The sequence below is a fragment of the Bacillus sp. FSL K6-2944 genome (genome assembly GCF_038005385.1).
GTDB classification, from domain to species: Bacteria; Bacillota; Bacilli; order Bacillales; family Bacillaceae_G; genus Bacillus_A; species Bacillus_A cereus.
Window position 1 is genome coordinate 363,286 of record NZ_JBBOTE010000004.1, and the last position, 25,705, is coordinate 388,990.

Sequence of the window (25,705 nt, forward strand, 5' to 3'; positions counted from 1 at the left end):
TTCATATGTGCGACGCCACTACTGAATAGGATAATCCACGAAAGGATCTGAATTATCTGGCGGAATTAGGCTACCTGGTGGATTACCTGGCACTACATCGACGACGTCAGGAAAACTACCAGGAGCATTCGGATCATCAAATGCTATCGTTACTTCTTTTGTCTGATCATTCAAAGAAACCCCTAGTTCTTGTAGTCTTTTCCAAATCGTTGGATTATGTTGAGAAATAACTTTAAACTTGTTATATACGCCCAACTCAACCCACGTTGGGTAACTATTTACTTGATCTGTATACACAGCGTCTCTTAGCGTAGCTGGAGGAAACATAATCGCTCCAGTGGCAGATTCTATCTTAGTAATAGTATTTGTATTATTATGATAACCATTTAATGCTTTAAGTAGGTCATAAATATTTAAAGTTCCTATGGACATTTTATTGAGTTTATCTAATACACCTTTCTCTTGACCAGGCAGAATAATATAATTGAAACGAATGAAGTTGTACCAACTGTTTCCACTCCAATTTGTTTTCTCATTTAATGTATCCTCTTCTACTAGACGATTAATTGTCTCGTACATTTCATGTGTACGGTAACTTGGATCCATGTTTTCTACACATTGTTGCGGATAATCTAACTTTGTACAAATATCCATATTCACAGGAATGGAATACAACTTATCAGTCGGAAGAGAATAGTATAAATAATTTTTATACAGAATAGATTGCGTATATACGGTATCCGGAAAATCTGCAGCTATTATCCCTGTAAAGGTTTTATATTTATTTTCTTTGAAATACGTTACACCTCTTGGATTAATAAATTCTGCATAATCTACTGGTCTACCAGTAAGTGCATCATTTGGTGTATTCGCACTAAAATGGCTTAAATAAATCTTATTAGAATCGCGGTTTAGAGTCAAATTATCTAGTCTATTCCATACGATATTCCATTTTGATCCTAACGTGACATTGTCAAATGCATCTTCCACATCTAATCCAGAGTAAGGTATCCCAAATTTTGTTTGGGACTTGAAATCTTGTAAAACAACTATTTTCCCGCGAATTTCACCTAATTTCGGATTCGACGATGTTGGGTTCCAAAAATAGGATTTATATGATTCCCAATACTTTTGAAAGATTTCTTCATATCGATTTATATCCTGTTCATCTTCATTCTTCACACGCATAATTACTGTCTCAGTTGGATTATTTCTCAAAAAATCGGTCACCATATTTAATACATCACCAAACATTGCATCTTGATATATGATGCCATGATGTATTGCAAATGCATCTCCTGTATCCCTGATACGGATATCAATGTACCGAATTCCTTTTTCTAATTGTGTTGATAGCGAAGCAGTCTGTGCTTTTGCATATCCAAAAGCCAATTTATCATGCAATGCCATAGAATCATGGGTACCCGGAATAGATAATGTACTAAGTGGAGCTTCATTTGGAATGACAGACATCCATTTTTTTAAATCCATAGAGACGTAGCCTTCCTCCATGGAATTTCCGAGGCTATACCCGTTATCAGCATACGCATTCGGAATATGAATCAAGAGAGCGATAGCCATTGTACATATAATACTTGTAAGTAGACCTTTCTGTTTCATTTCATGTTTAGTGCAAAATAAAAGTACAGAGTCGAGCAACGATTTTGTACATAGATAAAGTGCATAAAAAAAGGCTTGTCAGCTCTTAATAAATCCCTTACTGTTTTCGTTACCACACGAAACAGGAGGACTAGAAAGGATGCTAACAATGCCTGAAATTCATTATATCAAACATTTAAGAGAAAATGATGATTTAAGTATTTCTGAAATTGCAAGAAAACTAGGAAAGAATTGGAGAACTGTCAAAAAGTATGCTGATGAAGAAGTGTATCCTTCGGATACTGGTCCAGTTTGTACAAAAACAGGAATGATGTATGATAGTGAGTTTGGTGAAATTGTAGATTTATGGTTAGAGGAAGATAGTAAGCTTCGCCGTAAGGAACGAAGAACAAGTAAAAAGATATTTAATCAATTAAAAACAGAATATAAGTTTCAAGGTTCGTATCGAACCGTATGTGATTATATCCAACATCGAAGACCACAGATAAAAACAGCAAAAGAAAAACGTTACGAACGATTAGAACATCCTCCTGGAGAAGCACAAGTTGATTTTGGAAATATGACAGTTGTCAAAGATGGAGCATATAAAGATATTAAAGTACTATTGTTAAGCTTTCCCCATAGCAATACAGCATTTGCTTATCCATTACCAGCTGAAAATAAGGAATGCTTTTTAGAAGGCTTAAAACAGCTATTCCATCAAGCAGGTGGTGTACCAACACATCTTAGGATTGATAATCTATCCGCCGCTGTAATCACCATAGGAAAAGGTGAAAATCGTATTTATACAGAAGCGTTTTTACAATTTCAAATGCATTATAACTTTGAAACACAACCATGTAACCCTTATAGCGGGCATGAAAAAGGTAATGTTGAGCGTAAAGTTAGTTATACACGTAATAATTGGTTTACAACTTCACCGGTTATGGAAAGTTTTTCACAACTTGCACAGTGGCTAGAAGTACAAGCATTAGAGGATCAAAAACGACCGCATTATGATAAGAAAATCATGATAGAGGAGTTGTGGAATGATGATAAAAATGCATTAAAGCCATTGCCTTTAGAAGACCTATCGGTCTTTTCACTAGATACTACAACTGTAAATAAATATGGAGAAATTACAGTAGATCAAGAACGATTTGTTTTACGCAAAACAAATGTCAAACAAGTTATTGTCATAAAAAAAGAATGGGATCAATTTACATGTTTTACTTCTGAAGGAGAAGTAATCTTTAAAGAATATAGACCTTACATGCATACAAATAGGCCCATTCCTTGGGAAGAAATTTTTGAAGATTGGGAAAAGAAACCACGTGTAGTACGTTATTCAAGATATTTTAAATACTTACCTATGAGAGTTCAGGATTATCTCCTCTTCCAAACGGAAGAGCGTAAATCACGCTTAGTAGGGATAAAAAGATTGCTCAAAAAGTATTCTTTACAACAATTACATGTTGTTTTAGAAAATGAGGATTGGCTATCAAAAACCCCTTATGAACTTGATGGCATATTACAAGCGAAACAAGTAACTTATCCGCAGAAATGGGAAGAGAAACACACACCATCTGTTTTAGTGGATTATGAAACGGATTTAGAACAATACGATCGGAAACTCTGTCCAACTTTAGAGAGGAGTTCATTTTCACTATGATACACAGAAACCTACAAGAAGCTTGTAAAGTATTACATTTGAGTTCTATTCTAGAGCATTATGATGAAGTTGTATTTGAAAATAAAGAACAATTCTTACAGGATATTTTAAACTTAGAAATTGAAGCTCGACAAAGTAAAAAAGTATCAACTTTAATAAAAAAAGCAAAATTTAGAGAGTTAAAGTGGTTGAAAGATTATGAATGGGGTGAACAAATTCATTTACCTTCTACGACAAGCAAAGAACATATTAGTGAGTTGCGATTTTTTGAAGGAAAACAGAACCTTTTATTACTCGGATCTCCTGGAACCGGAAAAACACATTTAGCAACAGCTTTAGGTTTAAAGGCCTGTGAACAAGGATATCAGGTAAAGTTTTTTCGAGTAGCTGATTTAGTAGGCATATTAGAAGAAGCTTTAAAACAAGGGAATCTAACTCGTATAAAAAAACAAATTGAATCATGTGATCTCTTAATTTTAGATGAACTAGGTTATGTACCGTTTCAAAAGCAAGGAGCGGAGCTCCTATTCCATATTATTGCCGACTGTTATGAGCAAAAAAGTGTGATAGTTACTTCGAATTTAGAATTTGGTCAATGGAATCGTATATTTGGTGATAATCGACTTACTTCTGCATTGGTGGACCGTTTGGTCCATCATGCCCACATTATTGCATTTACGGGAGAAAGCTATCGTTTACGCAATGCGTTGTCTTCTGGAAACACTAAAATTACTATTTAAAAAATCGAGCTGCTAGCCTCTGCACTTTTCGCTGCAACTCTCTGTATTTTCTACTTGCACAAAACAATTTCAATCACCCTTTTTATGTATGGTATGTTTCTAGGTATATACTTCTGAGTAACTACTTGTTCATATTGTTCATATTGTTCATACCTATTTTCATCAATAAACACTCTTATCGAATACATAGATTATAACCCTTTAAATATATTTATAAGCATATATAATAACCTTTGAAAAGAGTCTTTTTAAATAACCGAACCTTACATCCATCAATTCAAAGTATATTATTATACAAAATTGGCTCTTTCCATATAGTTTTTTATTATCTTTTATGTTTTTTGAACTACCTCCCTTTTCACTTCGTTTAGAAAAGGGAGATTCCTAAATAAAGAGTTCTCACGAATTCCAATTTATTAGGCTAGCTCCGCAACTCCTGCGATTAGAAGCTTTGTCGCTTCATACTTTAGATTTAATTCTTACGTTCCTTGAGGAAAGAAGCTTCTTGGCTAAACTAGTCAACTACCCCCACTGAGATGAGGCGTTTCAGTGGGGGCTTGAGTTCAAACACTAGGTCTTTTCGTCTATCTCTAGACAGTTTGACGCTCTAGCACTCATGCCACCTTGAAAATAATCAGGATTAGGATTTTTTTGATAAATACGTGTATTCGATTTGATACGTGAGATATAATAAGCCTTTTTATCTTGTATATGTTGAAGATCCTTCAACTAGAAATAACCTAAACCTCGGATATATAAATCATTCGCTGTTACAGTTAGGGCGCACAGGAAACCGTAGGTGCAATCATGTTGTTTAGAACTGTGTAAATAGAAAGGAACTGTATATGGTAATTGCCACTTTTTCAAATGAATAATCGCAATCATTCTTCTCATGTATACATAAAACGAAAGTTTATAACAGCATTGTTATTCCCGCACCGCTATTTTGCTTATTTTACCTTTATTTGTGCAAACCATTTTTTAAATTCTCTACTACTATTTTCACCACTTATACGTCCTTTTTCCTTACCATCTTTAAAATGAATAATTGTTGGCGTGCCAACGATGTTATATTCATCCCAAACACTATCTACATTCTCAATATTTATCACTTTCATATCAATACCTAACTTCTTCGCAAGAGGCACAATAATAGGAGATACCTTTTTACAATGTATGCACGATGTTTGATAGAAGTAGACGATTTGCTCTTTTTTATCCCCTATATTTTTTCGCAAATCCGAGAAAGAAATGGTATTTGAGTAGTAATCTTTCTCCGCTATTCTGTCTTGTTTCTTTTCAATAAAGATTGCTATACATAAGAGGATAATAATGCTATTGAACTACCCCCACTTTCACTTCGTTTAGAAGAGGAGGATTCCTAAGTAAAGAGTTCTATCGAACTCTAATTTATTAGGCTATCTCCACAGTCCTTGCGGTTAGAAGCCTTATCGCTTCATTCTTTAGATTGATACTTGCGTTAATATCCCTATCATGGTTTGTAAGGCAAGAAGGGCAGTCCCATTTACGTAGGTTTAGATTTTTAACGTCTTTGTTTTGATATCCACAACAAGAACATAATTGGCTTGAAGCAAATGTTTTCGATACAACAATGACTTGTTTGCCGTACCATTTTGCTTTGTATTCCAACATAGTTCGAAACTGAGACCATGATACCTCACTAATTGCTTTTGCTAACTTATGATTCTTTAACATATTTGATACTTGCAAATCCTCTATACCGATAACATCGTGGTTTTTGATGATTTCAGTCGAGATTTTGTCCAAGTAATCTTTTCTAGCATTCGTCATGTATTCATGAATTCTAGCTACTTTTACTCGTTGTTTATTCCAGCGAGAAGATCCTTTCATTCTTCTAGAAAGAACACGCTGTGCTTTTGCCAACTTCTCTTCTAATGATCGAAAAAACTTCGGATTTTCATAGGTTGTTCCATCTGACAAAATGGCGAAATCTTTTAGTCCCACATCCATTCCAATGTAAGAGTTTGTTTTCGGAAGTTCTTGCACTTCTGTTTCAACTAACAATGACACAAAGTATCTGCCAGAAAGGTTCCGTCTAACTGTAGCATTTAAAATACGTCCTGTTACTTCACGACTTTTGGCAAATCGAACAAGACCTAGTTTTGGCAATTTTATTTTGTTTCCTACAATGGCAATGTTTTCATTTGTTTGTTTTGTGGTATAAGATTGTACGTTGTTCTTCTTAGATTTGAAACGCGGGGCATTGTTTTGTTTTTTGAAAAGGCGTGTATAAGCATCCGCAAGGTTGCGAACAGACGACTGAATCGCGATACTATCCACTTCTTTTAGCCAAACAAACTCTTTCTTCATGGCAGGGAGTTTGGCAGAGCATGTACCATATGTCAAACCTTTCCCTGTTTCTTTGTATGCATTATCCCATAGAGATAGGAAATGATTGAATACAAAACGAGAACAGCCAATCGTTTTATTGATTAGGGTTGCTTGTGCTTTATTTGGATAGATACGAAATTTATATGCTTTATTAATCATCATTCATTTCACCTCCATTTCGGTATGTTTCTATTATAAAACAAACATGCGTTCGATAGATAGTGAAGTAACAGTTTATGTATGTCGAACAATTAAGATGGCTTCCTGCCATCCCTTGTCCGAAGCCAATTCATCTCCCACCTACTAACTTCGCGTTCCTTGAGGAAGGAGTCTTCTTGGCTAAAATGATAAACATAAGTTTTTTATTCATTTCGAACATTCCTATCTATTCGGATTACAATAAAACTACAGACACCGACCATACAAAATGCAATAAAAGCTAAAAGTGGAATTGTAATAAAACCATACCAATCGATAAAAATCTCCATACAAGGAACGCGTCCACAAATGACATCAGTTTTAGCAAATAGAGCAGATGTTTGAATGAGGTAATGATATAGTGAAATACAACCACCTATCCCAGATATCGGTAAAGAATAATATGCAATTTGATAATCTTTTCTTTTAATTGCTAAACCAATCCATAAAACAAATGGATACATTAGTATTCGTTGATACCAACAAAGAATACAAGGTTCAAATTTCATAACTTCCGAGAAGTATAAACTTCCTAGCGTAGCAAAGAAAGACACTCCCCATGCGATTCATAAAAAATGAAATCTTTTATCATTCATAATGACAATCCTCCCGTATGTATGACATGATTTTATAAAAAGGAATACCAAATCGATAAATTCTACGATATTTATTAATTTTCACACTAGATATTCAAAAACTAGCTGAACATATAGTAGATAGCGATTCTGTTCATACCACCTTAACTCTGCCATCCCTTTCTATCAGGCATAACGAGTCGATTTACTTACCTTGCCGAATGTATAAGCTACTCCAAAATTAAAGCGTATGAAATGATGGATTTTGATGTAAAAATCGAGATACTCTATATAAAGTATCAATTTGAAATACCTTTTTCACAAAGAGCAATCCAGTAATACTTTCCTATATATTAGAGTACAGCCTTTAACAACCGGAACGCTTCAAATGGTAGATTCATTTAGTATCTTACACATTAATAAATCCACCTTTTGGGACTATTATCACGCTTCCCAAAAGGTGGATTTTCTATGCACTGTTTTGTATATGTAAAATTTTAGTAGCACTCTCTACTTTAATTGGAAATTTATATATTTGATTTATTTTAGATCTAGTATATGTTGTGTAGGTGTATTTTGTTTCATTTCTACATTTCCTAATTTTTTTACAGGAGCCCCCACAGGTTTATTAAAATTGATATTTCCGTTTGCATCTAATTCATAAGTTTGAACGCTAGATTCATATACTGAACCTGGTTCTTTTTGGTCTCTCATATCAATCACACCATTAAAAATGACTTCTTTCGTCTGATCATCTAAAGCAAATCCTAATTCTTTTAATTTGTTCCAGATAGTCGGATTGTGTTGAGAGATGACTTTTAATTTATTATAAATCCCTAATTGTACCCATGTTGGATACGTATTAACTTGATCCGTATAGTACCCTTTAATTCTAGAAGTTCCTAATAATTTCGATGTATATACTGGTGTACTCAGCTTAGCAGTTTTTACAACTGCTGTACGCGGAGCTATTTCAAATTCTTCTGATGGCACATTGACAACATGTGAGACAGTGTCTACTGATGTAGATGCATTTGTATATCCATAGTTTGCAGAATACTCAAACGTTATTTCATTTTTTGCTTCAAGAAGGTTAAGGAAATTCGTTCCTAAGGTTAAATGCATCGATTGCTTCATCCCTAAATTCATGCTATGTGTGACCGTCAATTGTTTGCTTGACGTTAGCGTTTTGGTTATATTCTGCGTTTTAGAAGTGATTGTATTAATATAATTCTGATTACTCGCCGATGCACTAATATTTTCATATTGATCCGAGTTAGGGTCTGGCTTCGGTGATTCCATATAATTATCTACATTTGGATTAGAAATTTGTAACGTGTCAACACCTGTAATTGTATTTGTACCATTATGATATCCATTTAAATCTTTCAGAACTTGTTGAAGTTGTACATTGTCTTTTGGAATCGTATTCAGCTTATCTAGAACGCCTTGTTCCTGGCTTGGCAAAATTAAATAGTTAAAACGAATAAAATTATACCAACTCTTCCCACTCCAGTTTGTTTGTTCATTTAAATCATCAGTTGCTAATAATTGATCAATAGTTTCATACATTGCATGTGTACGATTATTTTCACCTGGATCGGATTTTTCCACACAACTTTGAGGGTAATCTTGCTTACTACAGCTACTCATATCAGTCGCTGCAAATGAACTATTTGGTGAAAATACTAATGAAGAACTTAATACTCCAACAAGTGGAATAACCTTTAATACTTTTTTATATTGATTCATAGTTTTCTTCCTTCCTTTATATATATCTATTTGGAATACTGCTTAATCTTATCAGGGTTATATAGGGATGTATGTAAAAAAAAAGACATTTGCTAAGAGTCAAAAATCAGATTACGTTGTTTGACACTCCCACGGCTAAAGCCGCAAGTCCTACACCTTACGGTGTAACGGATGGGATTCCTGAATAACGAAACGTTCGCAGCTCATTTCTGTTTTTGATGAGGGTGTGTCATCCCCCCAACAATATCGCGGTATTTCTCAAATCCACATGGACACTTCTACCTTGTGCCTTGTTCTTCTTCGTGCATTTAGGACATGTTTGACTTGTATAAGCAGGATTCACATATTCAACCTTTATACCAACTAATTTCGCTTTGTACTCAACGAATTGTGCGAAGCGAAAGAATGACCAAGTGTGTAGATTCTTTTCGTTTTTACGGCTTGTTCGTGCCGTCTGTCTGATATTCGTTAATTGCTCTAATCGAATGACAGAGATCGTATGATTCGTTGCGAAATCGACGATTTCACGACTTACTTTGTGGTCTTGTATCCACCTTTGTTTCGCTTCAACCATTTCAGATACCAGTGTATGAAAGAATTGAATAGAATCAGAACTAACTTTGTTTCAATAGCCTAATTTGTTCTTTTGTTGGCAACCATTTAATTTTGACTACGATGGTTTGTGTCACAAGTTTCACCTGACTTTTTACATAATATTTTATTGTCTCACTTAATACATTTCCAGCCTTCTACTACTCCGGCGGATATATAAATTTTCCCTCAACGGCATACAAAGTCCACTTTTCTCATCCTCAATCCCAATGTATCAGCATCTTTCATTAGGTTCATAGTAACGAAGCTTAAGAAAATTCACTGTCGTTTACCTTTCTCATCGTTCCCTGGCACGTATTAAATGTACGTTCATCAATTCCTTATGCATCCCCTCATGCAACCAACGCTGTTTCGGGTGGAAATATTCTTGACAACTAGAATAGCGTATCCCTATGGATACGCACTATTATGAAGCGCCCTCTTATCGCGCTCTTATTTCTATATTAAGTTTCGTTCCTGTATCTAATGTGGCGGAAACATCGAGAATCGATAACTTATCTTCTTCACGTTCCCTGTTTAAACGCGGACCATACATTTCTATCTCTTCATCATCAATTTATTTTCTATTACCTAAAAATCAGCGAGCTATTTCCGTATTCATACCAAAACCTTTTTAATGCCCTTCACAAGCGAAATAAAAAACAAAATATTTTTTGATACCCAATTTTAGATACACACTAAGAACCCTTTATAGTCAAATCTGAGAAGTCATTTTCTGTGACATGGCAGGTTTTTTATGTTTATAATCATACAAGAACTGTTTTCCAATATAAGCAACTGCCAATCAAGTTGTGAACATAGCTGAAAGCAAAATTATAATCTGCTGCATCCGTTCTTCATCTAAAAAATGATTGGAAATATACACATTCATTCAAAGTCATTAAATAAAAGCCATACCTATCATTTTTCATCCGCCCCCTCTTGACTTTCGGATTAGAATCACTTCACAGCATTTTTTTCGCAATAAGCTCTCTATCTCTAGATAGTACAGCTTGAAAAACTTGATGTTTTGCCCACCCACGCTTTCGAATCCATTGCTGAAAGTGTATCCTTCTTAAGTAGTTTTAACTCAAAATCTAAAATTTTTTCATTTCCATTTTGGATAGAATCTGTATATTGTGTATCGCATCTATTATTTCCTGTATGTATTTCACACTCGTTATATCCTTTAGAAAGAATAATACATTGCGGCCTAAGGTTAAAGTTTCTTGTAATACTTTATATACGATTTGTCGTAACTTTTCTTGTTCCACACTACCTCCTCCTACCAATTTTCTCGATTCTGAATCCCAGGTATTCATCACACCTCTCTCTCTATTTTTCATTTTATACACTTATATGATGCGCTACTTGTTACAAAAAGGAGCTATGGCATCATTTGTACCTGTATACAGATAAGCATCACTCATCCAATACCCATTTGTTAGCTGATTCCATATATTGGTACTACCCTTACGACCAGTAAATGTCATCCCATTTGCGGTACAAGAAACCGTTTCAACCTCTCCATCATTAAGTGCACCTACAAGCGAATAGTTCGTACCAGGGCCTGTGCGGAGGTTTACCGTACGCCCTGCATTTGCATCTACAATCCCTTGATTCGCAATAAGCTTTCCGTAATTATACAAAGTATTACCTGTATATCTCACTGTACTCCCATGCATCGCATAGCCATTATAAGGTGAGGTTTCAAAGAATACCCAGCCACCCAATTCTTTTCCCTGTAATGGTATACGCGTATTGCCCTGCAAGAGGGAAAAATGCACATGACGTCCACTTGCATATCCACCACACGATACGTCCGTCCCTGTATAACCTAAAAAAGTTCCCTCTTGGACAGACTGACCATCCGGTATAATATTATTCCATAGATGATAATAATCTGTCGCGTATCCATTGTGGTGATAGATACGGAGCCACCCCCTGTTATTTGCGCACATAGTGTAAGCCATGCCATCTCCTGCAGCTAATACTCGTTGGTCTCCTCCATATAAGTCAAGAGAACTGTACGGTCTCTCTGATCCTGACCATCCATGAGGACCGCCAGACATCATCCAAGATTGCCCTCTTTCATACGGTAAACGAAGTTCTGGTCTATTCTGTGAAAAAATCTGCGCATTCCCCTGTACAGAAAATATCTTTTTTTCTTGCGCGCTCATCATTGTATCGGGAATTTGTTGTGAGAGTTCGTTGAACAAATCAGTCCCTTCTAGAGCGACTTCCCAATCTGTAGTAGATTGTTTCACAATGAAAAGCCTGCCCTCTGGAAATGCTCCTGTCATATTGGGAGCCAATATCACCACTGATCCAAACGCCCAGTACTTATCGTTAGATAACCGTTTCAGGTTCACCTGTACTTGTGTATCTGTAACCTGTAATTCTTGCCCTTGTTTCTTCTTTTGATGCGATAGTTCCTGTAAAACAGCATGTTTAATCGAAATTTCTGGTGTTTGCACAGGTAGTGCCTTCTTCATTGATTTTGGATGATCTTGTCGTAATATCGAAGCATACACCACCCCCAGTAGTAGTAATATTAGAAATATACCAAATAAAATCCATCGAGATTTCTTCTGTAACCTCATTTTTTCACCCCTTACATTTTATAAAAGCAGCTTTCATAAGGGATATATGCTATGATTTAGCATTTATTATTGAGAAAATCCATGTGGTAGGTATTTTATACTGGAGAGCAAGATGTTAGGGATACATGTAACTTTGTATGGCGATGTATTTCGGAAAATTACATGTCCATACAAATTTCTCAATATGTCATGCTTTGATTTCCATATAAACTGCTCTCTATTCATGCTATATCTATATCAAGAGGTGCTTAAATAGATTAGAATCATAATAGGAGGCACAAAAAATTGAGGTGGTACAGTAAAACTGGAACACAGTATAGGGATAAATTATTCTATATAAGAGGTGTTTGAGATGAAAAAATAGTATGATGAAATGTTTAAAAAACAATGTGTAGAATTGGTGGTTAAAGAAGGGCGTACAATTTCGAGTATTCAAAGAGAATTTGACCTAGGAAACGGGACCTTAAATGCATGGATAAAGAAATATTCTTCCCCATTTTTGGATAATGAGAAATCTGATATGGAAGAACTACGTTCTTTGCGGAGAGAAATCCAGGCTTTAAAAAAGGCGGCAACTTTCTTTGTCAGCAACCAAAACTAACACGCTTTCAATTTATCAGGCAATATCATCACATATTTGGAGTGCGCTGGCTTTGCCATCGATTACAAGTTTCTGTTAGTGGTTTTTACGATTATACTCATCGTAAGCCCACTGAAAATCAGAAAAAACGTAATGGCGAGCTTATTTCAAGTGAGACAAGCTTTATGTGAAGCTGGATTAAAGTGAAAAATTGTCACCTATTATAAGAAAAGAAAGCACGAACATCATACATTTCCAAATGTACTAGAGCGATCCTTTAAACCTGGCAAGAAAGACGTTCCGACTGTTGTATGTGATATCACAGAATTTCGTTTAATGAATGGAATGAAAGTCAAAAAAGAATCCTATTTCATAGTGATCAAGGATCTCAGTTTGCCAGTTATAAGGTTACTGATTTTTGTAATCAACAAAAAATTCAGCAAAGTATGTCCCGCAAGGGAAACTGTTGGGATAACGCTGTGATGGAATCTTTTTTTAGCATCTTTAAACGCGAATGCTTACATGGAGAAAATCTAATTTCTCTCGCTCAAGTAAATCAGTTAGTCGCTGAATTTATTTATATGTACTATCATTCCGTTCGCCCTCATTCATCATTAAATGGCTTGACTCCGTATCAATATTCAAAATCAATTGCGTAATCTAATTGATGTTCCAGTTTTTCTTGACCAGGTCATTTATTATTTTTATCCCCATTCCTAAGAGTTTGTTCCGTCCTACCTATCTTTTCTGCAAAATCACCAATTGAATATAGTTTCATGTTTCTCACCTGTTATGAAGTGACCTTTGTCAATAGTTTTTCACCCATAATATTTTTCTTGATGGCATACAAAAGCTTCAGAAATAAGATCTATCGACAGTTAACCACTCTGTTATTCGTGGATTGGTTACCTCAGGTTAATGGTTCGTCGTTAGGCTCTTATAATCTCACTGCGTGGATCACACCTTTTCAAATTCTAATAAATAGCTTGTTTATCAGAATTTCAGCCATGCCAGAAGAGGTGAGTCATAGATAGCCAGACCTGTAATTCACTATCTCTGAAGCTCATCTATGCCATCAATTGATACCTTTGGTTTCTAACTATGAATGAATCAATCAACTTCATATCCTTCCCTCTTTATTTTCGGTGAATTTTACCTGTTTCTAATCCCCATATAAAACACCCCAGTTCTCTTGCGATAGCTGTAACGGCAACATTTCTAGGTTTCCCTTGATATATCATGCGATAATATTTTCTTTGTAACCTTTCTACAGCCTGATCCGCATAAGCAATCACTTCGCTTCGTTGCCCTTTTTGTCTTGCTTTCACTCGCTTCGATTTTAATCCGATTGTTCCTTTTACCAACGCATTTGCACATTCTACAAGAGTAGACCTAACGGTCGAATTTCCTTGTTTTGTAATCGAACGTCGACTGATTTTTTCTCCACTTGAGCTTTCGCTTGGTGTCAATCCTACATAAGCCATAAATGCTTTAGCCGTGGGAAAACGAGTGAAGTCTGCAATTTCCACATGAACAGTCATTGCCGATGTTGTATCTATACCTTTTAAGCATCTTAAATTTGCGATTGGTTCTTCGTACCTTTCACGATGAGATAATTCTTCTAATCTCAGACTGAACCGCTCAATTTTATCGACTAGAACATCATACTGTAATAGGTATTCGCCTAACGTTTCTTTGAATAATCCTTGTAGATCAAGATTCTTTAACCATTTCATATAAGCGATTGTCCAGCTTGATTTCCCTTCATACACATAGCCATGCCTTAAAAGGAATGCTTTTATCTGTTGTTTTATTTTTTTCAAAGATGTTTTAAAATCACCTAACATGCGGATATACTCTTTCACGGCAACATCCTCTTCTTCTGGAACATATACTTCTTTATAGGTGCCATTTGCTAAATTAAGAGCAATCATTTTGGCATCGAATTTATCATTTTTAACCATTTTATTTTTTGATGAACTGTACATTGTTGTGGGAGCTAAAATATCACAATCAATTCCATTTTGTTCAAGAAGATTATGAAGTGAATACCCTAAACAACCAGCCTCATATCCAGCTTTAATTTTTATATCTTCACCATATTTTGTTTTCAGTTTCTCAACGAATTTTTTTACGAGAGATACATTTGAAGCACATCGTGCTTCTCTTACAATTTCCCCAGTTGTTCCGTGTAGTGCACATAAGCTAAAACTTTCCTTGTGGACATCCATCCCAATATAGATTATATTTTCCATAGTGGCCTCCTATTATCATAGGGTATAACCCCATTCATAATGTTTTCATTCATTATTATGGGTTAAAATCCCTGACTTGATAATCTAGGAGGTCGCTTCATATTATCTCACGAAACTATTTTACCACATCAATATTTTTCATCTATAAATATTCTATCGTTACTTATAGATTTTTATAAATATAAACTAACTGTTATTACTCTCTCTACTGTAATTGAAAAACAGCGCTCACAGGATTATGATCACTATGTGTAAACTGTAAATCATGTCCATTGACTTGAAGGATTTCCACATTAGGTGAGACTAAAAATCCATCAATAATGGTCACAAAACTTTTTCCTTTTACGTATGCCGTACGATTATCACGTACAGTACACACAGAAGGATCTACAGCCCATTGAAATCCTCCTTCTGTAAACTCTTGAGGCAAACGCACTAACCATTTAGGCCAGGAGGCTAGAAATGCGGGATCTTTTAACTGAATATCTGACAGTAGCTGATTCCAGTCACCACCTAAAATCACATAATCGCCCTTCTGATATTGTGTATGCATATACTGTTTTACGTATTGCAGTTGTTGTTTGCGAATATTTCCACCTGCATCATATGCCGATACATGTATATTTACGATTCGCAAGTTCTTTCCATTTTCCACCGGGATAATGTGTTCTACCATAGCACGGTCTAAATCAAAGAGTTGCTTGAGCCAAGGCTCTCTCCCTGGTAATTGCAAACGAGTTGCCTGTTGTATGGAGTAAGTAGAAAACGTAGCGAGTCCTGATTCCACATATCCCATGGGACGCAGAAAAGGAACCGGAACCCATGGATTGCTATAATTGTAACCAAATGTAGAAGCATAAGATGATAGCCTCTGCTGAAAAAGTTGATATTCATTTTGATTAAAAGAACGGAATGCTTTGATATCAACTTCCTGTAACAAGACAAAATCTGCATTGTTTTCTTTTAAAAAGGAAGACATGCACTGTAAATTATGTTTGGTTTGTTCTTTGCTACGAGAACGTGAACCCGTTCCTCCGTCCATGAAGAAATCTTGTTGTGCATCTAATCCTGCGTAACCAATGTTAAAGGTAGTGACTTTGAATGGCATATAAGATGATAATTTTTTTTCTTGATAATTTTCTATACTAAGGTTTATAGATTCAGATGGTTTTTTATATTTCCATGAGATAAAAGTTAAAAAAACGATAGGCAGTCCGAGCAAAAACAATGAGAAAGCAACTAATATTTGGCTTCCCTTTTTCATCCTCTTCCCCTCCTTTTTCCATACCCCTAAAAAATGACGCTAGGTAATCTCTATTATATATCGTATATAAGCGAAACATTTTGAGAAATATAGCGAAACTGCTAGAATAAAAGGTTTTTCTCTTTTCGAGACCGAATATCATGAAGAATTATATGTACAAGAGATGTAATCTTCAATTGAAAATACATGTAAGGATAAAAACATGAGGGGTATTCCTTTGACACATTGTAGTTTCCTGTTTTGGACATGGTTATAGAAGTAACTTATATTAGAATAATGGTCTTGCTAGCATTAGCCAAATTTGTATCTAACCATTTGAACCCCCCTCAGATTAGACTGTATACGGTTTCAACGTAGATTCAATGGAAAAACCTTACAGAAAAATTAATGTATTATAAGTTGATACAAAGCATGTCTTATTACAGCCCTTCCCGAACGAGAAAGCCTACCAACGTTTAGTTAGGAATCCCATCCGTTACACCGTAAGGTGTAGAACTTGCAGCTTTAGCCGTGGGAGTGTCAAAAGGGAAAGATGAAAAAGGAAGAACAAAAAAATTGTGACAGAACATGATATTTTTCGATTTTCGGGAGATATTTCATCTAATGTTACAGGATTTGAAATGTCCCTGAATCGAGTAGAATAGACTGTTTCAGAGACATTTCCTTTTAGGGAATAAATCCTTAATATCCCTTTTGAAGGGGTGGACAAGAAATCTAAAATTATTTTTAACTGTGCAATAGCACTTAGCCCCTGCTGCTTAATAAGTTGGTTGCGTCTTTATATTCTATACCGTGAGCTTCTGCAACTGCTTCGAATGTTACATATCCATCTAATGTGTTAATACCTTTTAATAATGCAGTGTTGCCTAGGCAAGCATCTTTATAGCCTTTGTTCGCAATTTGTACAGCATATGGTACTGTTACATTTGTTAATGCAAGAGTTGATGTACGTGGAACCGCACCTGGCATATTAGCAACGGCATAGTGAACAACGCCATGTTTTTCGTAAATTGGGTTGTCATGAGTTGTAATACGGTCAGTTGTTTCGAAAATACCACCTTGGTCAATCGCGATATCTACGACAACAGAACCTGGTTCCATTGATTGAATCATTTCTTCTGTTACAAGTTTTGGCGCTTTTGCACCTGGAATTAGTACTGCTCCAATAACAAGGTCAGATTCTTTAACAGCTTCTGCAATGTTGTATGGATTAGACATTAATGTTTTTACTTGGTTACCGAAAATATCATCTAATTGACGAAGACGTTCTGCACTTAAGTCAATGATTGTTACATCTGCACCTAAACCTACTGCAATCTTAGCTGCGTTTGTACCAGCTTGACCACCGCCAATGATTGTTACTTTGCCGCGTTTTACCCCTGGAACGCCTGCAAGTAAAATACCTTTACCGCCTTTGTTTTTCTCAAGGAATTGTGCACCGATTTGTGCAGACATACGACCAGCTACTTCACTCATAGGTGCAAGTAATGGTAAAGAACGATTGTCTAATTGTACTGTTTCGTATGCAATTGATGCAACTTTGTTATCGATTAATGCTTTCGTTAATTCTGGTTCTGGAGCTAAGTGTAAGTATGTGAATAAAATTAAACCTTCACGGAAATAGCCGTATTCACTTGCTACTGGCTCTTTTACCTTCATAACCATATCTTGATTCCATGCTTCTTCAGCAGTTTCTACCAGTTTCGCACCAGCTTGTACGTATTCTTCATCCGTAAAACCAGATCCTAAACCTGCTCCTTTTTGAACAAAAACTTCATGACCATTTTGTACTAAATGTACTATTCCCGCTGGCGTCATTGCCACACGGCTTTCGTTATTTTTTATTTCTGTTGGTATCCCAATATGCATAATGAAATGCCTCCGTATCTAAATTATGAGTGAAAAACGCATGAAATGAATAACTAGGAACATACTGTACTCGAAAAATAGTGTCCTTTTCTGTTTGAGCGATAAAATATATCTTTCTAAACTAACTTATACCTCATCACGTTTTTGTTGCGTGTGTAACTTACTATTTGTATAACCGTAACTAAAATAAACAACAAGCCCTATTAAAAGCCATATAACAAAACCAATCCATGTGATGGTAGGTAGTTGTAGAGCTAGGTATCCACAAAATAAAACAGCTAAAATCGGAACCCACGGTACCAAGGGTACGCGAAAAGCACGTGGTAATTGAGGTTGTTTTTTGCGTAAAATAATAATTCCAATGGATACAATAATAAATGCAAATAACGTACCGATATTCGTTAATTCTGCTAATTCATTTAAAGGAATGAAACCAGCAAAGATTGCGACCATAGTAGCGGTGATCCAACTATTGTGAACGGGTGTTTTTGTTTTAGGATGTATAGTAGAAAGTACTTTTGGTAGTAAACCATCACGGCTAATTGAGTAAAACAAGCGTGTTTGTCCATATAACATAACGAGTAATACGGTTGTAATCCCCGCAATTGCTCCTACAGAAATAAAACCAGCAATCCAATCTTGTTGAATGTATTGTAGAGCAAATGCTACAGGATTTTTTACATCTAATTGATTGTAAGGCACAATTCCAGTTAATATTAACGAAACAACAATATATAAAATGGTACAAATTGTTAAAGAAGCAATGATACCGATTGGCATGTTGCGCTGTGGATTTTTGACTTCCTCAGCAGCTGTTGATACAGCATCAAACCCAATATAAGCAAAGAATACGGTTGCAGCCCCAGTAGTTACACCAGAGAAACCAAATGGCATAAATGGTGTCCAATTTTCAGGCTTTACGTAAAAAACTCCCACACCGATAAAAAGTGCGATAACTAAAAGCTTAATTGTTACCATAAGAGCATTAAATCGAGCTGATTTTTTTACCCCTATCGTTAATAAAAATGTCATTAAAAAAATGATACAAATAGCCGGTAAATCTACATATGTTCCTACTGCAGGATTATATGCGCTTGTTAAAGAAGTAGGCAGTATAATGCCAAATCCATTTAATAGCCCTTGAAAATATCCAGACCAACCAGATGCAACAGCTGAAGAAGCTAATCCATATTCTAAAATTAAATCCCATCCTAAAATCCAAGCAATTAATTCTCCAAACGTTGTATAGCTATAGGTATAGGCACTACCGGATACGGGTACAGTTGATGCAAATTCAGCGTAACATAATGCCGCAAATACACAGGCTAATCCAGATAAAAGAAACGATAAAATAAGTGCCGGACCTGCGTGTTCTGCTGCGACAACACCGGTAAGAACAAAGATTCCAGTCCCAATAATAGCTCCAATTCCTAACATAGTAAGATCGAATGCACCAAGTTCTTTTTTTAAAGATTCTTCTTTGATACTGGACTGTGCTAATAATGTTGAAATTGATTTTTTTCGAAATACATTCATGTATTGCGTCAACTCCTTTGAATAAAAAATGTATTTTATCTTATATTTTTATATTCTGGTCATCCCTATCATCTCGTTACAGGCGCTACCAACACTGTAAATATCAAATGATTTATACCTTGTTTTTAAATTCCATAACGCCCATCACTATTATTGGTAACCGTAGTTTACATTTATTTAGACATCATTTGTAATATAACGATAGAAACAATCAAATTTTATTTTAATCCTTGTTATATCCCTAAACAAAAAATCAACCCACTTTATTTGGTATGTTTCCCTCCAAAAAATCCAATGATTCTGAGTGTATAAGAGCTTTAAATCTTATTAGTTATCATGGTATATTTGTATTCTTAAAAAATATAGTGTGTCAATTCAGCCTATAACCATCATGCATTAGGTTCGTGAATACAATAAATCAAACAAATCTGGGGAAAGGTGATGTTGGGATAAGTAGTTTATTGAACAAACGTTTGCGGAATAAAAAAAGCCAAGCTTCTTTAGAAAATACTTGGCAACCTTCTCATCTCGTTTACAGCTTAAATACAAATCAATTGTGCGATATAAATCCATTTTTTTCAGCCTTGATTGTGATGTATGTTTCATCCACTAGTCAAGAATCCTTAGTTGATCTCAAATGTTGCCGAATACGCTTATTTAATTCTGGTTCATATTGATGAACCCATCATATAATCGTTGTACGAGCTAAAATTTCCACTAAATCACGAATGTAAGTTGTATCGCAGATGTATATAAGTTCTCTTTGAATTTTTTCCATACTTATATTTGTTTGAGTCGGTGAAACCCTAGATAAGTGTTGCAAGCTTATGGCCACGGAACGCTTTGTGATTTCACCGCCAACTGCGCCATTGGCATGAGCTGTAGCATTTGCACCCAGTGTAACGCCTAATTCACGGGCAATATCTTCTTTCATCCAGTGCAACCATGGCTTTGAATTGTTTTTTCTAGTCATTTACACACCTCCTTTATGAACTTAGGATATATGTACTGGAGTCTTTGTATACAATATAAAAATTGGAAATAGAGGCGAATGGGGTCCAAATACGAAACGACAGTGTAACCACTGCTGCCTCTTCGTACAAAAAAGCGGGTATCCATGATTAATTATGAAAATCATGGATACCCGGAAATGGAGGAATAAAATTATTTTATTTAGATGTTATAATTAATATCTAAAAATTAGACTTTATGATATAGCTAAAATTTTATTATTTTTCATTCTAACAATACAATTTATACTTATGTACACTTTAATTATCTACAATATGGCGTATTCCCGATATATCCCTATTCGTAAACTTCGCAATATCTTGGATATACATGCCCTGGATTAGTTGAATTTTTCCTTTTTGAATACCTTCTTCTCGTCCTTTTTTCTCTCTGTTACTTATATTAGAAGTTTCATCGATACGAGCCTTTTATCTCGCCTCATATGACATACGGAATGCTAGGTCTTGACTCATTTTCCCCCGCTTTTGCATCGCATCTTTTTTTACAAATTTAATCTCGATTCATAGCAATCTTCTCCAGTGTATGTGTTGATTCTAGTATATCTTCTTCATGAAATCTTGCGATAAAAACCGCTATTCCGAATGTAACCAGCCTGCAATTAGATTTTTTTGCTTTTGTTTTAATTGGGACCATTTTTTATTATTTCGAAGAATCTGTCCATCTACTTTTATATGATTTTTCATATCTCATCTTGTATGGACATAGAATTGAAGACAGCAAAACAACTAATTCTAGCTAGATGACTAATACTGGTACTCATTATAATGCACTTCGAGTGGAAAAATTATGTCGTTGACAATCCACATGAGACCTTCAATACTATGTACATTCAAAAATCTATGAAAAAGTATTTTGTTGAAAATCTTTCTAGACAAGTATTAAATATTAAAGCTGAAAAAATTGACAGCGTCAAAAAGATTCTAGTAGGAATCCTCATTATTTTTTTGGAATGTATCCTTTATTTGCACCAGAACCCTAAATAGCTGTATTTATTTTGATAATGACGGTAGGTTATCTTCATATATAATATCAGTAGAACGTTTATTTCGATAATTAGATTCTATATCTAAAATTTCAACATCTAGCATTACATATTCTTTGTCTTTTTCAATTACTGGTGATATATTTGTAACCTTATACGTTCTATTTCTTGGTAATAGTAATTCCATTTCCCCAGGAACCTTACTTAATAAATCTACATATATAGCAGGTACCCCTTTAGGAACATGGATTTTCATCAAAATAGGCAGTAAACTAAATGTTTTTGCTGCGTCTTTAACAATACTGGTACTCATATACGCTGGATCTTTTTTATATTTTCCTTGAAACCTCTCTTTAAAGTGTTCAAAGCTTTCCGTATTTATCTTTGAAGTACTATTAACTGGATCATCCTCTTTTAAATCAAGTTTCACTAAGGAGTTTGCTGGTAATCCAAATGCACTTTCACTTACTCGGCGATAAACTATCATATCATCATGTAGTCTCACTCTCGAAAAAGCACGATCTATCTGGGTAATATTCTTCTCTGTTTTTTCTTGATCTAGAACATCAAAATAATTAGAACGAAGATATTCATTAATAGGATAATATCCCCCTCCTGTATAGTCTCTTACGGCATTTTTTTCTGCTTGTGGGGTAAGTTTATTCCAAAGGTCAAAGAATTCTTTTCCCCAATCTGTCGCTTCTGCTTTACATTCGGGTTTAAAATTCAATAGTGTTGTAGAATGACACTGTTGATTCACAGTTGTCTCTGCTGAAATGCCTACCGGTATCGTTAATGACGATACCATACTTATACCGACTATACATGCATATAATATTCTTTTATTTTTTTTTAACATCGTTTTTACTCTCCTCTAATTGTTTTATTTTAAAATACTATTCATTCCTATAAATTACTATCTGTTTCCCTTACATAATCCTTACAAAAATGTAAGATACCCCTGTAGGAATAGATTCTAAGGGGTAGAAGGCGTAACCCTGCCGTGAAGTGTAAAATACATTCTAATAAACGCATTTTATGATTTGTTTTTTATTTTCGAACATTCCGCATTCCATTTTCATGAAGTTTCTTTATGGATCAGTTTTGGTAGCAAGAATCCCACTGACGTTAGTCAGCTTGCCCCTTTAGGGGTGGGAGTGTCAAATAGTTACTCTTTTTTTACTTTTATAGAAAAGATACTGTTTGCATCTGTAATCATTTGATTTTTCACCGCACTTGGAAAATTGATTTCGAAATACTGATTTCTTCCATTAGCATGCGGTCCTATGAATGTATGTCGAGTATTTTTGCCTTTGAAAGGAGGAAATCCCTGCTGTTCTTGTCTTTGTTGTGGATAAGGGGAAAAGGAGATTCGATACAAAAAAAGACCTTTGTTATTGCCAAGGTCTTTTTTTGTATGTTGGTAAAAAGAAGACAGATAAGTCATCGCTTCCTGAACATCTTATCACATATACCGTCGTATTTATTGGTCTTATTTGTCTTTTGAAAGAGACAAATAAGACCTTTCAGAATACGTAACCTCTTAATTCATTCTCTAAAAAAGATGGAATGATGTGTTTGATACAGGGAGATGGTTTCTCATCCAATCGTTTGTTCCATGTCGTATGCCTCTCACAGCTAAATCTACCACTTTTCTATCATCTGTTTATTTTTCCTTCTCTACCACAAAAAATGGAACGGCCCTTATAAAAATTTTTCCTGACCGATCACGTCATCTGCGGTCATTTGAACTACTTTTTGTTTACATTCATAATCGTGATAAAAACTTAAGGTCTCTATGTTTCTTTTCAAATAAACGCCTTGTATATGAGGAAGAATCGAACTAGATTTCGTATGCTCATGTAAGTGTTTAATTTCTTCTTGGAATTGTAGTGGGTCTATTGCGAAATAAAAGATTGGATTTCCAATTCAATTGTATATAGTATGATTCTTACAGTTCTTTCCGAAAAAAAAGCCCATTGCCTTTAGGCATGGACTGAAAGTGAGGTTGGATACAGAGCGCTACTAAAAAACCGAAAGAAGTCAACACGTTTAAAAGTTCGTGCCTGATTAACCGACACATATAATCGTAATTTCGAATTGTTAAAGTACAAGTCAAACAGATCCAAAAGGTACGAGATAGAAAATATAAGTGTCCATGCGGATTTGAGACACACCGCACTATCATTGGGGTGATGGCACACCTTCACCTTGAAGGCTGTTCAAAATAGAAATGGACTGCGAACGTTTCGTCATTCAGAAATCCCATCCGTTACACCGTAAGGTCTAAAACTTGCGGCTTTAGCCATGGGAGTGTCAAATCGCTGAGTTTTTCAATTGAATTTTTCTAATCTAAAATTTTAACAATCGGTGTAGTTCCCCTTTTATTGCGCTCAATAAGAGATTTAATTTGATTAGACGTCTTAATTTTTATATGTACTGGAAAATAATCGGGGATTTTCTCCATAACAAGATCGGCAATATATTGAGTAAAACCGATTAATTCCACTGTTCCTATAAGGTTTGTTAATATGTCTATTTGTAAATCATTGAGTGCCCCATCTATATAGAAACCCTTTCCTATCACAATAATACCTTCTGGGAAATATGTATGAATCTTTTCAGTAAAATTAGATAACATCATCGAATCGCCTCGATGATTTGATAATGCATCTTTAGACGGAAATAAGGCATATCTTTCATTTATATTTTCCCAATCTGTAATTTCTACTTTCCCTTTATCGACTTTTCCATACGTTAAAATTGAACCTGGTATGAGAGCGCTTTGCGCTCCTTGTTGATAAATAACAAAGATTATAGGAAGATTTTTTGTTTTACTCTTTTGATGTATTATTTTTAGAATGTCATTTGCCATTTTCTTTCCCTCAGATATTACTTTCTTTTCATTGATTGGGACCTCCCTCTGATAGTCATGTTCTTCCTTAAAATAATGAACCGAATTCATCACAAGTCCAACAACTATGCCACCTAATTCATTATGTTGATCTTTCTGTAAAACATAATTTTGTTCCAAAATTCCAGCAATATACTCAGGATTTTTTTTATTTTCTTCTTCATCATGTTCTGTCCCATCTGGTATCAATGGATTAAGTCCAGTATTAGGAATTTTTCTCCCTAACTCCCTCAACAAATCCTCTTGTTGCTTTTCTGTTCGTTTTCTTAATAGTAAGGATTCTAATGTATTTCTTTCTAAAGTCTTCCCATTTTGAAATATATACTTTTTTGGATTGAAAAATTGACTTGCTACACGTGTTAATCCTATTTCAAATGCATCTCTATTCAGTAGATTTATTTTGTTATTTTTACTTACAGTAACTAATCCATTCGCCGCACCTTTCTCAAATGGAATATGTATTTTGTAACTATCATTTGATAGTGAAATCATTGAACCCTGTGTACTTTTGTTTCCTTCATCTTTCTTTTTTAAGCCACACCCAACTAATGCTATACTCAAACTAGATACTAATAATATTAATTTTTTCAAACCACAATACTCCTTTGCATGTTTTAAACTTTATTTTTATACTGTATCAAAAAGATAAAATTTTTATTAAAAAATAATATATATTGCGATTATATGTAGTGTATTTTCTTTATTGTAATTTCACTTATTCGCTTATTTTACAAAATTCGGAAGTGATCTCATTTGTGAACAGACCGAGGCGGGAGAATGTACTGCAAGGGCTCGGAGACGTTTTGGTGGAAGACCTGAAAAAATTAGGAACAAAAGAGCAACAAATAATACAAATACACGTGTCTAAGAAAACCCTCATTAAAGATATTGCGCAAACATTAAAGATTTCTTGTACAACGGTGTATCGTTGTTTACAATTATTAACCTACAAATCCCTTTATTTTATCCTACAGCGGGATTTGTAATTGATTTTGAAGATGATATAAGTATCAATTTAAGATATAAGTATTTCCTAGAACACATAAAATAAAAGAAGAGATGCGCTAACATCTCTTCTAAGTAACTGTTGCCGTAAGGTAATTAGTTGCGTTAAGATTATTTCTTTTTCTCAAGACTATCCTTTTGCTTCCGACAGCACGGATGGTCTTT

18 protein-coding genes and 8 pseudogenes are annotated in these 25,705 nt (G+C 34.9%); 4 read left to right on the forward strand and 22 right to left on the reverse strand.

Annotation, left to right across the window (positions count from 1 at the left end; genetic code table 11):
- Positions 1-18 precede the first annotated feature (18 nt).
- Positions 19-1,491 (reverse strand): phosphatidylinositol-specific phospholipase C, encoded by a 1,473-nt coding sequence (locus MHH55_RS32135; RefSeq protein WP_176116712.1) that lies wholly within the window; start codon positions 1,489-1,491, stop codon positions 19-21.
- A gap of 268 nt (positions 1,492-1,759) precedes the next feature.
- Here MHH55_RS32135 and istA point away from each other — a divergent pair, with 268 nt between their 5' ends.
- Positions 1,760-3,271: an IS21 family transposase gene (gene istA / locus MHH55_RS32140; RefSeq protein WP_078188121.1), complete on the forward strand. Its 1,512-nt coding sequence runs from the start codon at positions 1,760-1,762 to the stop codon at positions 3,269-3,271.
- Positions 3,268-4,011 (forward strand): IS21-like element helper ATPase IstB, encoded by a 744-nt coding sequence (istB, locus tag MHH55_RS32145; protein WP_172404313.1) that lies wholly within the window; start codon positions 3,268-3,270, stop codon positions 4,009-4,011. Before istA ends, istB begins: the two co-directional genes overlap by 4 nt.
- A gap of 582 nt (positions 4,012-4,593) precedes the next feature.
- Here the strand turns inward: istB and MHH55_RS32150 are convergent.
- From MHH55_RS32150 to MHH55_RS32190, 9 genes and pseudogenes are all read right to left on the reverse strand, one after another.
- Positions 4,594-4,827: pseudogene (locus tag MHH55_RS32150) on the reverse strand (transposase); the annotation flags it as partial.
- Between the two features lie 134 nt (positions 4,828-4,961).
- The gene (locus MHH55_RS32155) at positions 4,962-5,342 is read right to left on the reverse strand and encodes a thioredoxin family protein (protein ID WP_438284860.1); all 381 of its coding nucleotides are present in this window, start codon (positions 5,340-5,342) and stop codon (positions 4,962-4,964) included.
- Positions 5,343-5,424: 82 nt separating this feature from the next.
- On the reverse strand, positions 5,425-6,546 hold the full coding sequence (gene tnpB / locus MHH55_RS32160; RefSeq protein ID WP_340882104.1) for an IS200/IS605 family element RNA-guided endonuclease TnpB: 1,122 nt from the start codon (positions 6,544-6,546) through the stop codon (positions 5,425-5,427).
- A 200-nt stretch (positions 6,547-6,746) separates the two neighbouring features.
- Positions 6,747-7,148: a disulfide oxidoreductase gene (locus MHH55_RS32165; protein ID WP_139362539.1), complete on the reverse strand. Its 402-nt coding sequence runs from the start codon at positions 7,146-7,148 to the stop codon at positions 6,747-6,749.
- A gap of 549 nt (positions 7,149-7,697) precedes the next feature.
- Positions 7,698-8,909, reverse strand: a complete 1,212-nt coding sequence (locus tag MHH55_RS32170) for an ETX/MTX2 family pore-forming toxin (RefSeq protein ID WP_078187816.1) — start codon at positions 8,907-8,909, stop codon at positions 7,698-7,700.
- Positions 8,910-9,112: 203 nt separating this feature from the next.
- Positions 9,113-9,471 (reverse strand): annotated as a pseudogene (locus tag MHH55_RS32175) (RNA-guided endonuclease TnpB family protein); the annotation flags it as partial.
- A gap of 480 nt (positions 9,472-9,951) precedes the next feature.
- Positions 9,952-10,047, reverse strand: a pseudogene (locus MHH55_RS32180) (Rpn family recombination-promoting nuclease/putative transposase); the annotation flags it as partial.
- A 550-nt stretch (positions 10,048-10,597) separates the two neighbouring features.
- Positions 10,598-10,774 (reverse strand): hypothetical protein, encoded by a 177-nt coding sequence (locus MHH55_RS32185; protein ID WP_254849798.1) that lies wholly within the window; start codon positions 10,772-10,774, stop codon positions 10,598-10,600.
- 93 nt (positions 10,775-10,867) lie between these two features.
- Positions 10,868-12,103: a peptidoglycan DD-metalloendopeptidase family protein gene (locus tag MHH55_RS32190; protein ID WP_078187818.1), complete on the reverse strand. Its 1,236-nt coding sequence runs from the start codon at positions 12,101-12,103 to the stop codon at positions 10,868-10,870.
- Between the two features lie 373 nt (positions 12,104-12,476).
- Between MHH55_RS32190 and MHH55_RS32195 the strand changes: the two genes are divergently transcribed.
- Both MHH55_RS32195 and MHH55_RS32200 read left to right on the forward strand, forming a co-directional pair.
- The gene (locus MHH55_RS32195) at positions 12,477-12,704 is read left to right on the forward strand and encodes a transposase (protein WP_139362540.1); all 228 of its coding nucleotides are present in this window, start codon (positions 12,477-12,479) and stop codon (positions 12,702-12,704) included.
- 341 nt (positions 12,705-13,045) lie between these two features.
- A complete protein-coding gene (locus MHH55_RS32200; protein WP_139362541.1) occupies positions 13,046-13,342 on the forward strand; it encodes an integrase core domain-containing protein in 297 nt (98 codons plus the stop codon).
- Between the two features lie 477 nt (positions 13,343-13,819).
- Here MHH55_RS32200 and MHH55_RS32205 read toward each other — a convergent pair whose 3' ends face one another.
- The 12 genes and pseudogenes from MHH55_RS32205 to MHH55_RS32255 all read right to left on the reverse strand — a co-directional run bounded on the left by MHH55_RS32205 (position 13,820) and on the right by MHH55_RS32255 (position 25,126).
- Positions 13,820-14,938 carry an IS110 family transposase gene (locus tag MHH55_RS32205; RefSeq protein WP_340880263.1) on the reverse strand — a complete coding sequence of 373 codons (1,119 nt, stop codon included), beginning with the start codon at positions 14,936-14,938 and terminating at the stop codon, positions 13,820-13,822.
- 205 nt (positions 14,939-15,143) lie between these two features.
- Positions 15,144-16,202, reverse strand: coding sequence for an endonuclease/exonuclease/phosphatase family protein (locus tag MHH55_RS32210; protein WP_078187513.1), 1,059 nt, complete (start codon positions 16,200-16,202; stop codon positions 15,144-15,146).
- Positions 16,203-16,946: 744 nt separating this feature from the next.
- Positions 16,947-18,071 carry an alanine dehydrogenase gene (gene ald / locus MHH55_RS32215; RefSeq protein WP_078187514.1) on the reverse strand — a complete coding sequence of 375 codons (1,125 nt, stop codon included), beginning with the start codon at positions 18,069-18,071 and terminating at the stop codon, positions 16,947-16,949.
- Positions 18,072-18,197: 126 nt separating this feature from the next.
- Positions 18,198-19,607, reverse strand: coding sequence for an amino acid permease (locus MHH55_RS32220; protein ID WP_078187515.1), 1,410 nt, complete (start codon positions 19,605-19,607; stop codon positions 18,198-18,200).
- A gap of 495 nt (positions 19,608-20,102) precedes the next feature.
- Positions 20,103-20,356 (reverse strand): annotated as a pseudogene (locus tag MHH55_RS32225) (IS6 family transposase); the annotation flags it as partial.
- An 83-nt stretch (positions 20,357-20,439) separates the two neighbouring features.
- Positions 20,440-20,580: pseudogene (locus MHH55_RS32230) on the reverse strand (small, acid-soluble spore protein, alpha/beta type); the annotation flags it as partial.
- Between the two features lie 298 nt (positions 20,581-20,878).
- Positions 20,879-21,167: pseudogene (locus MHH55_RS36605) on the reverse strand (Rpn family recombination-promoting nuclease/putative transposase); the annotation flags it as partial.
- A gap of 47 nt (positions 21,168-21,214) precedes the next feature.
- Positions 21,215-21,322 (reverse strand): annotated as a pseudogene (locus tag MHH55_RS32235) (transposase); the annotation flags it as partial.
- Between the two features lie 306 nt (positions 21,323-21,628).
- Complete coding sequence (locus MHH55_RS32240; RefSeq protein ID WP_078187518.1) at positions 21,629-22,480, reverse strand: ADP-ribosyltransferase; 852 nt, start codon at positions 22,478-22,480, stop codon at positions 21,629-21,631.
- Between the two features lie 309 nt (positions 22,481-22,789).
- Positions 22,790-23,068: a hypothetical protein gene (locus MHH55_RS32245; RefSeq protein WP_078187519.1), complete on the reverse strand. Its 279-nt coding sequence runs from the start codon at positions 23,066-23,068 to the stop codon at positions 22,790-22,792.
- A 257-nt stretch (positions 23,069-23,325) separates the two neighbouring features.
- Positions 23,326-23,558 (reverse strand): annotated as a pseudogene (locus MHH55_RS32250) (helix-turn-helix domain-containing protein); the annotation flags it as partial.
- Positions 23,559-23,968: 410 nt separating this feature from the next.
- Positions 23,969-25,126 (reverse strand): CamS family sex pheromone protein, encoded by a 1,158-nt coding sequence (locus MHH55_RS32255; protein WP_078187520.1) that lies wholly within the window; start codon positions 25,124-25,126, stop codon positions 23,969-23,971.
- Positions 25,127-25,705 lie beyond the last annotated feature (579 nt).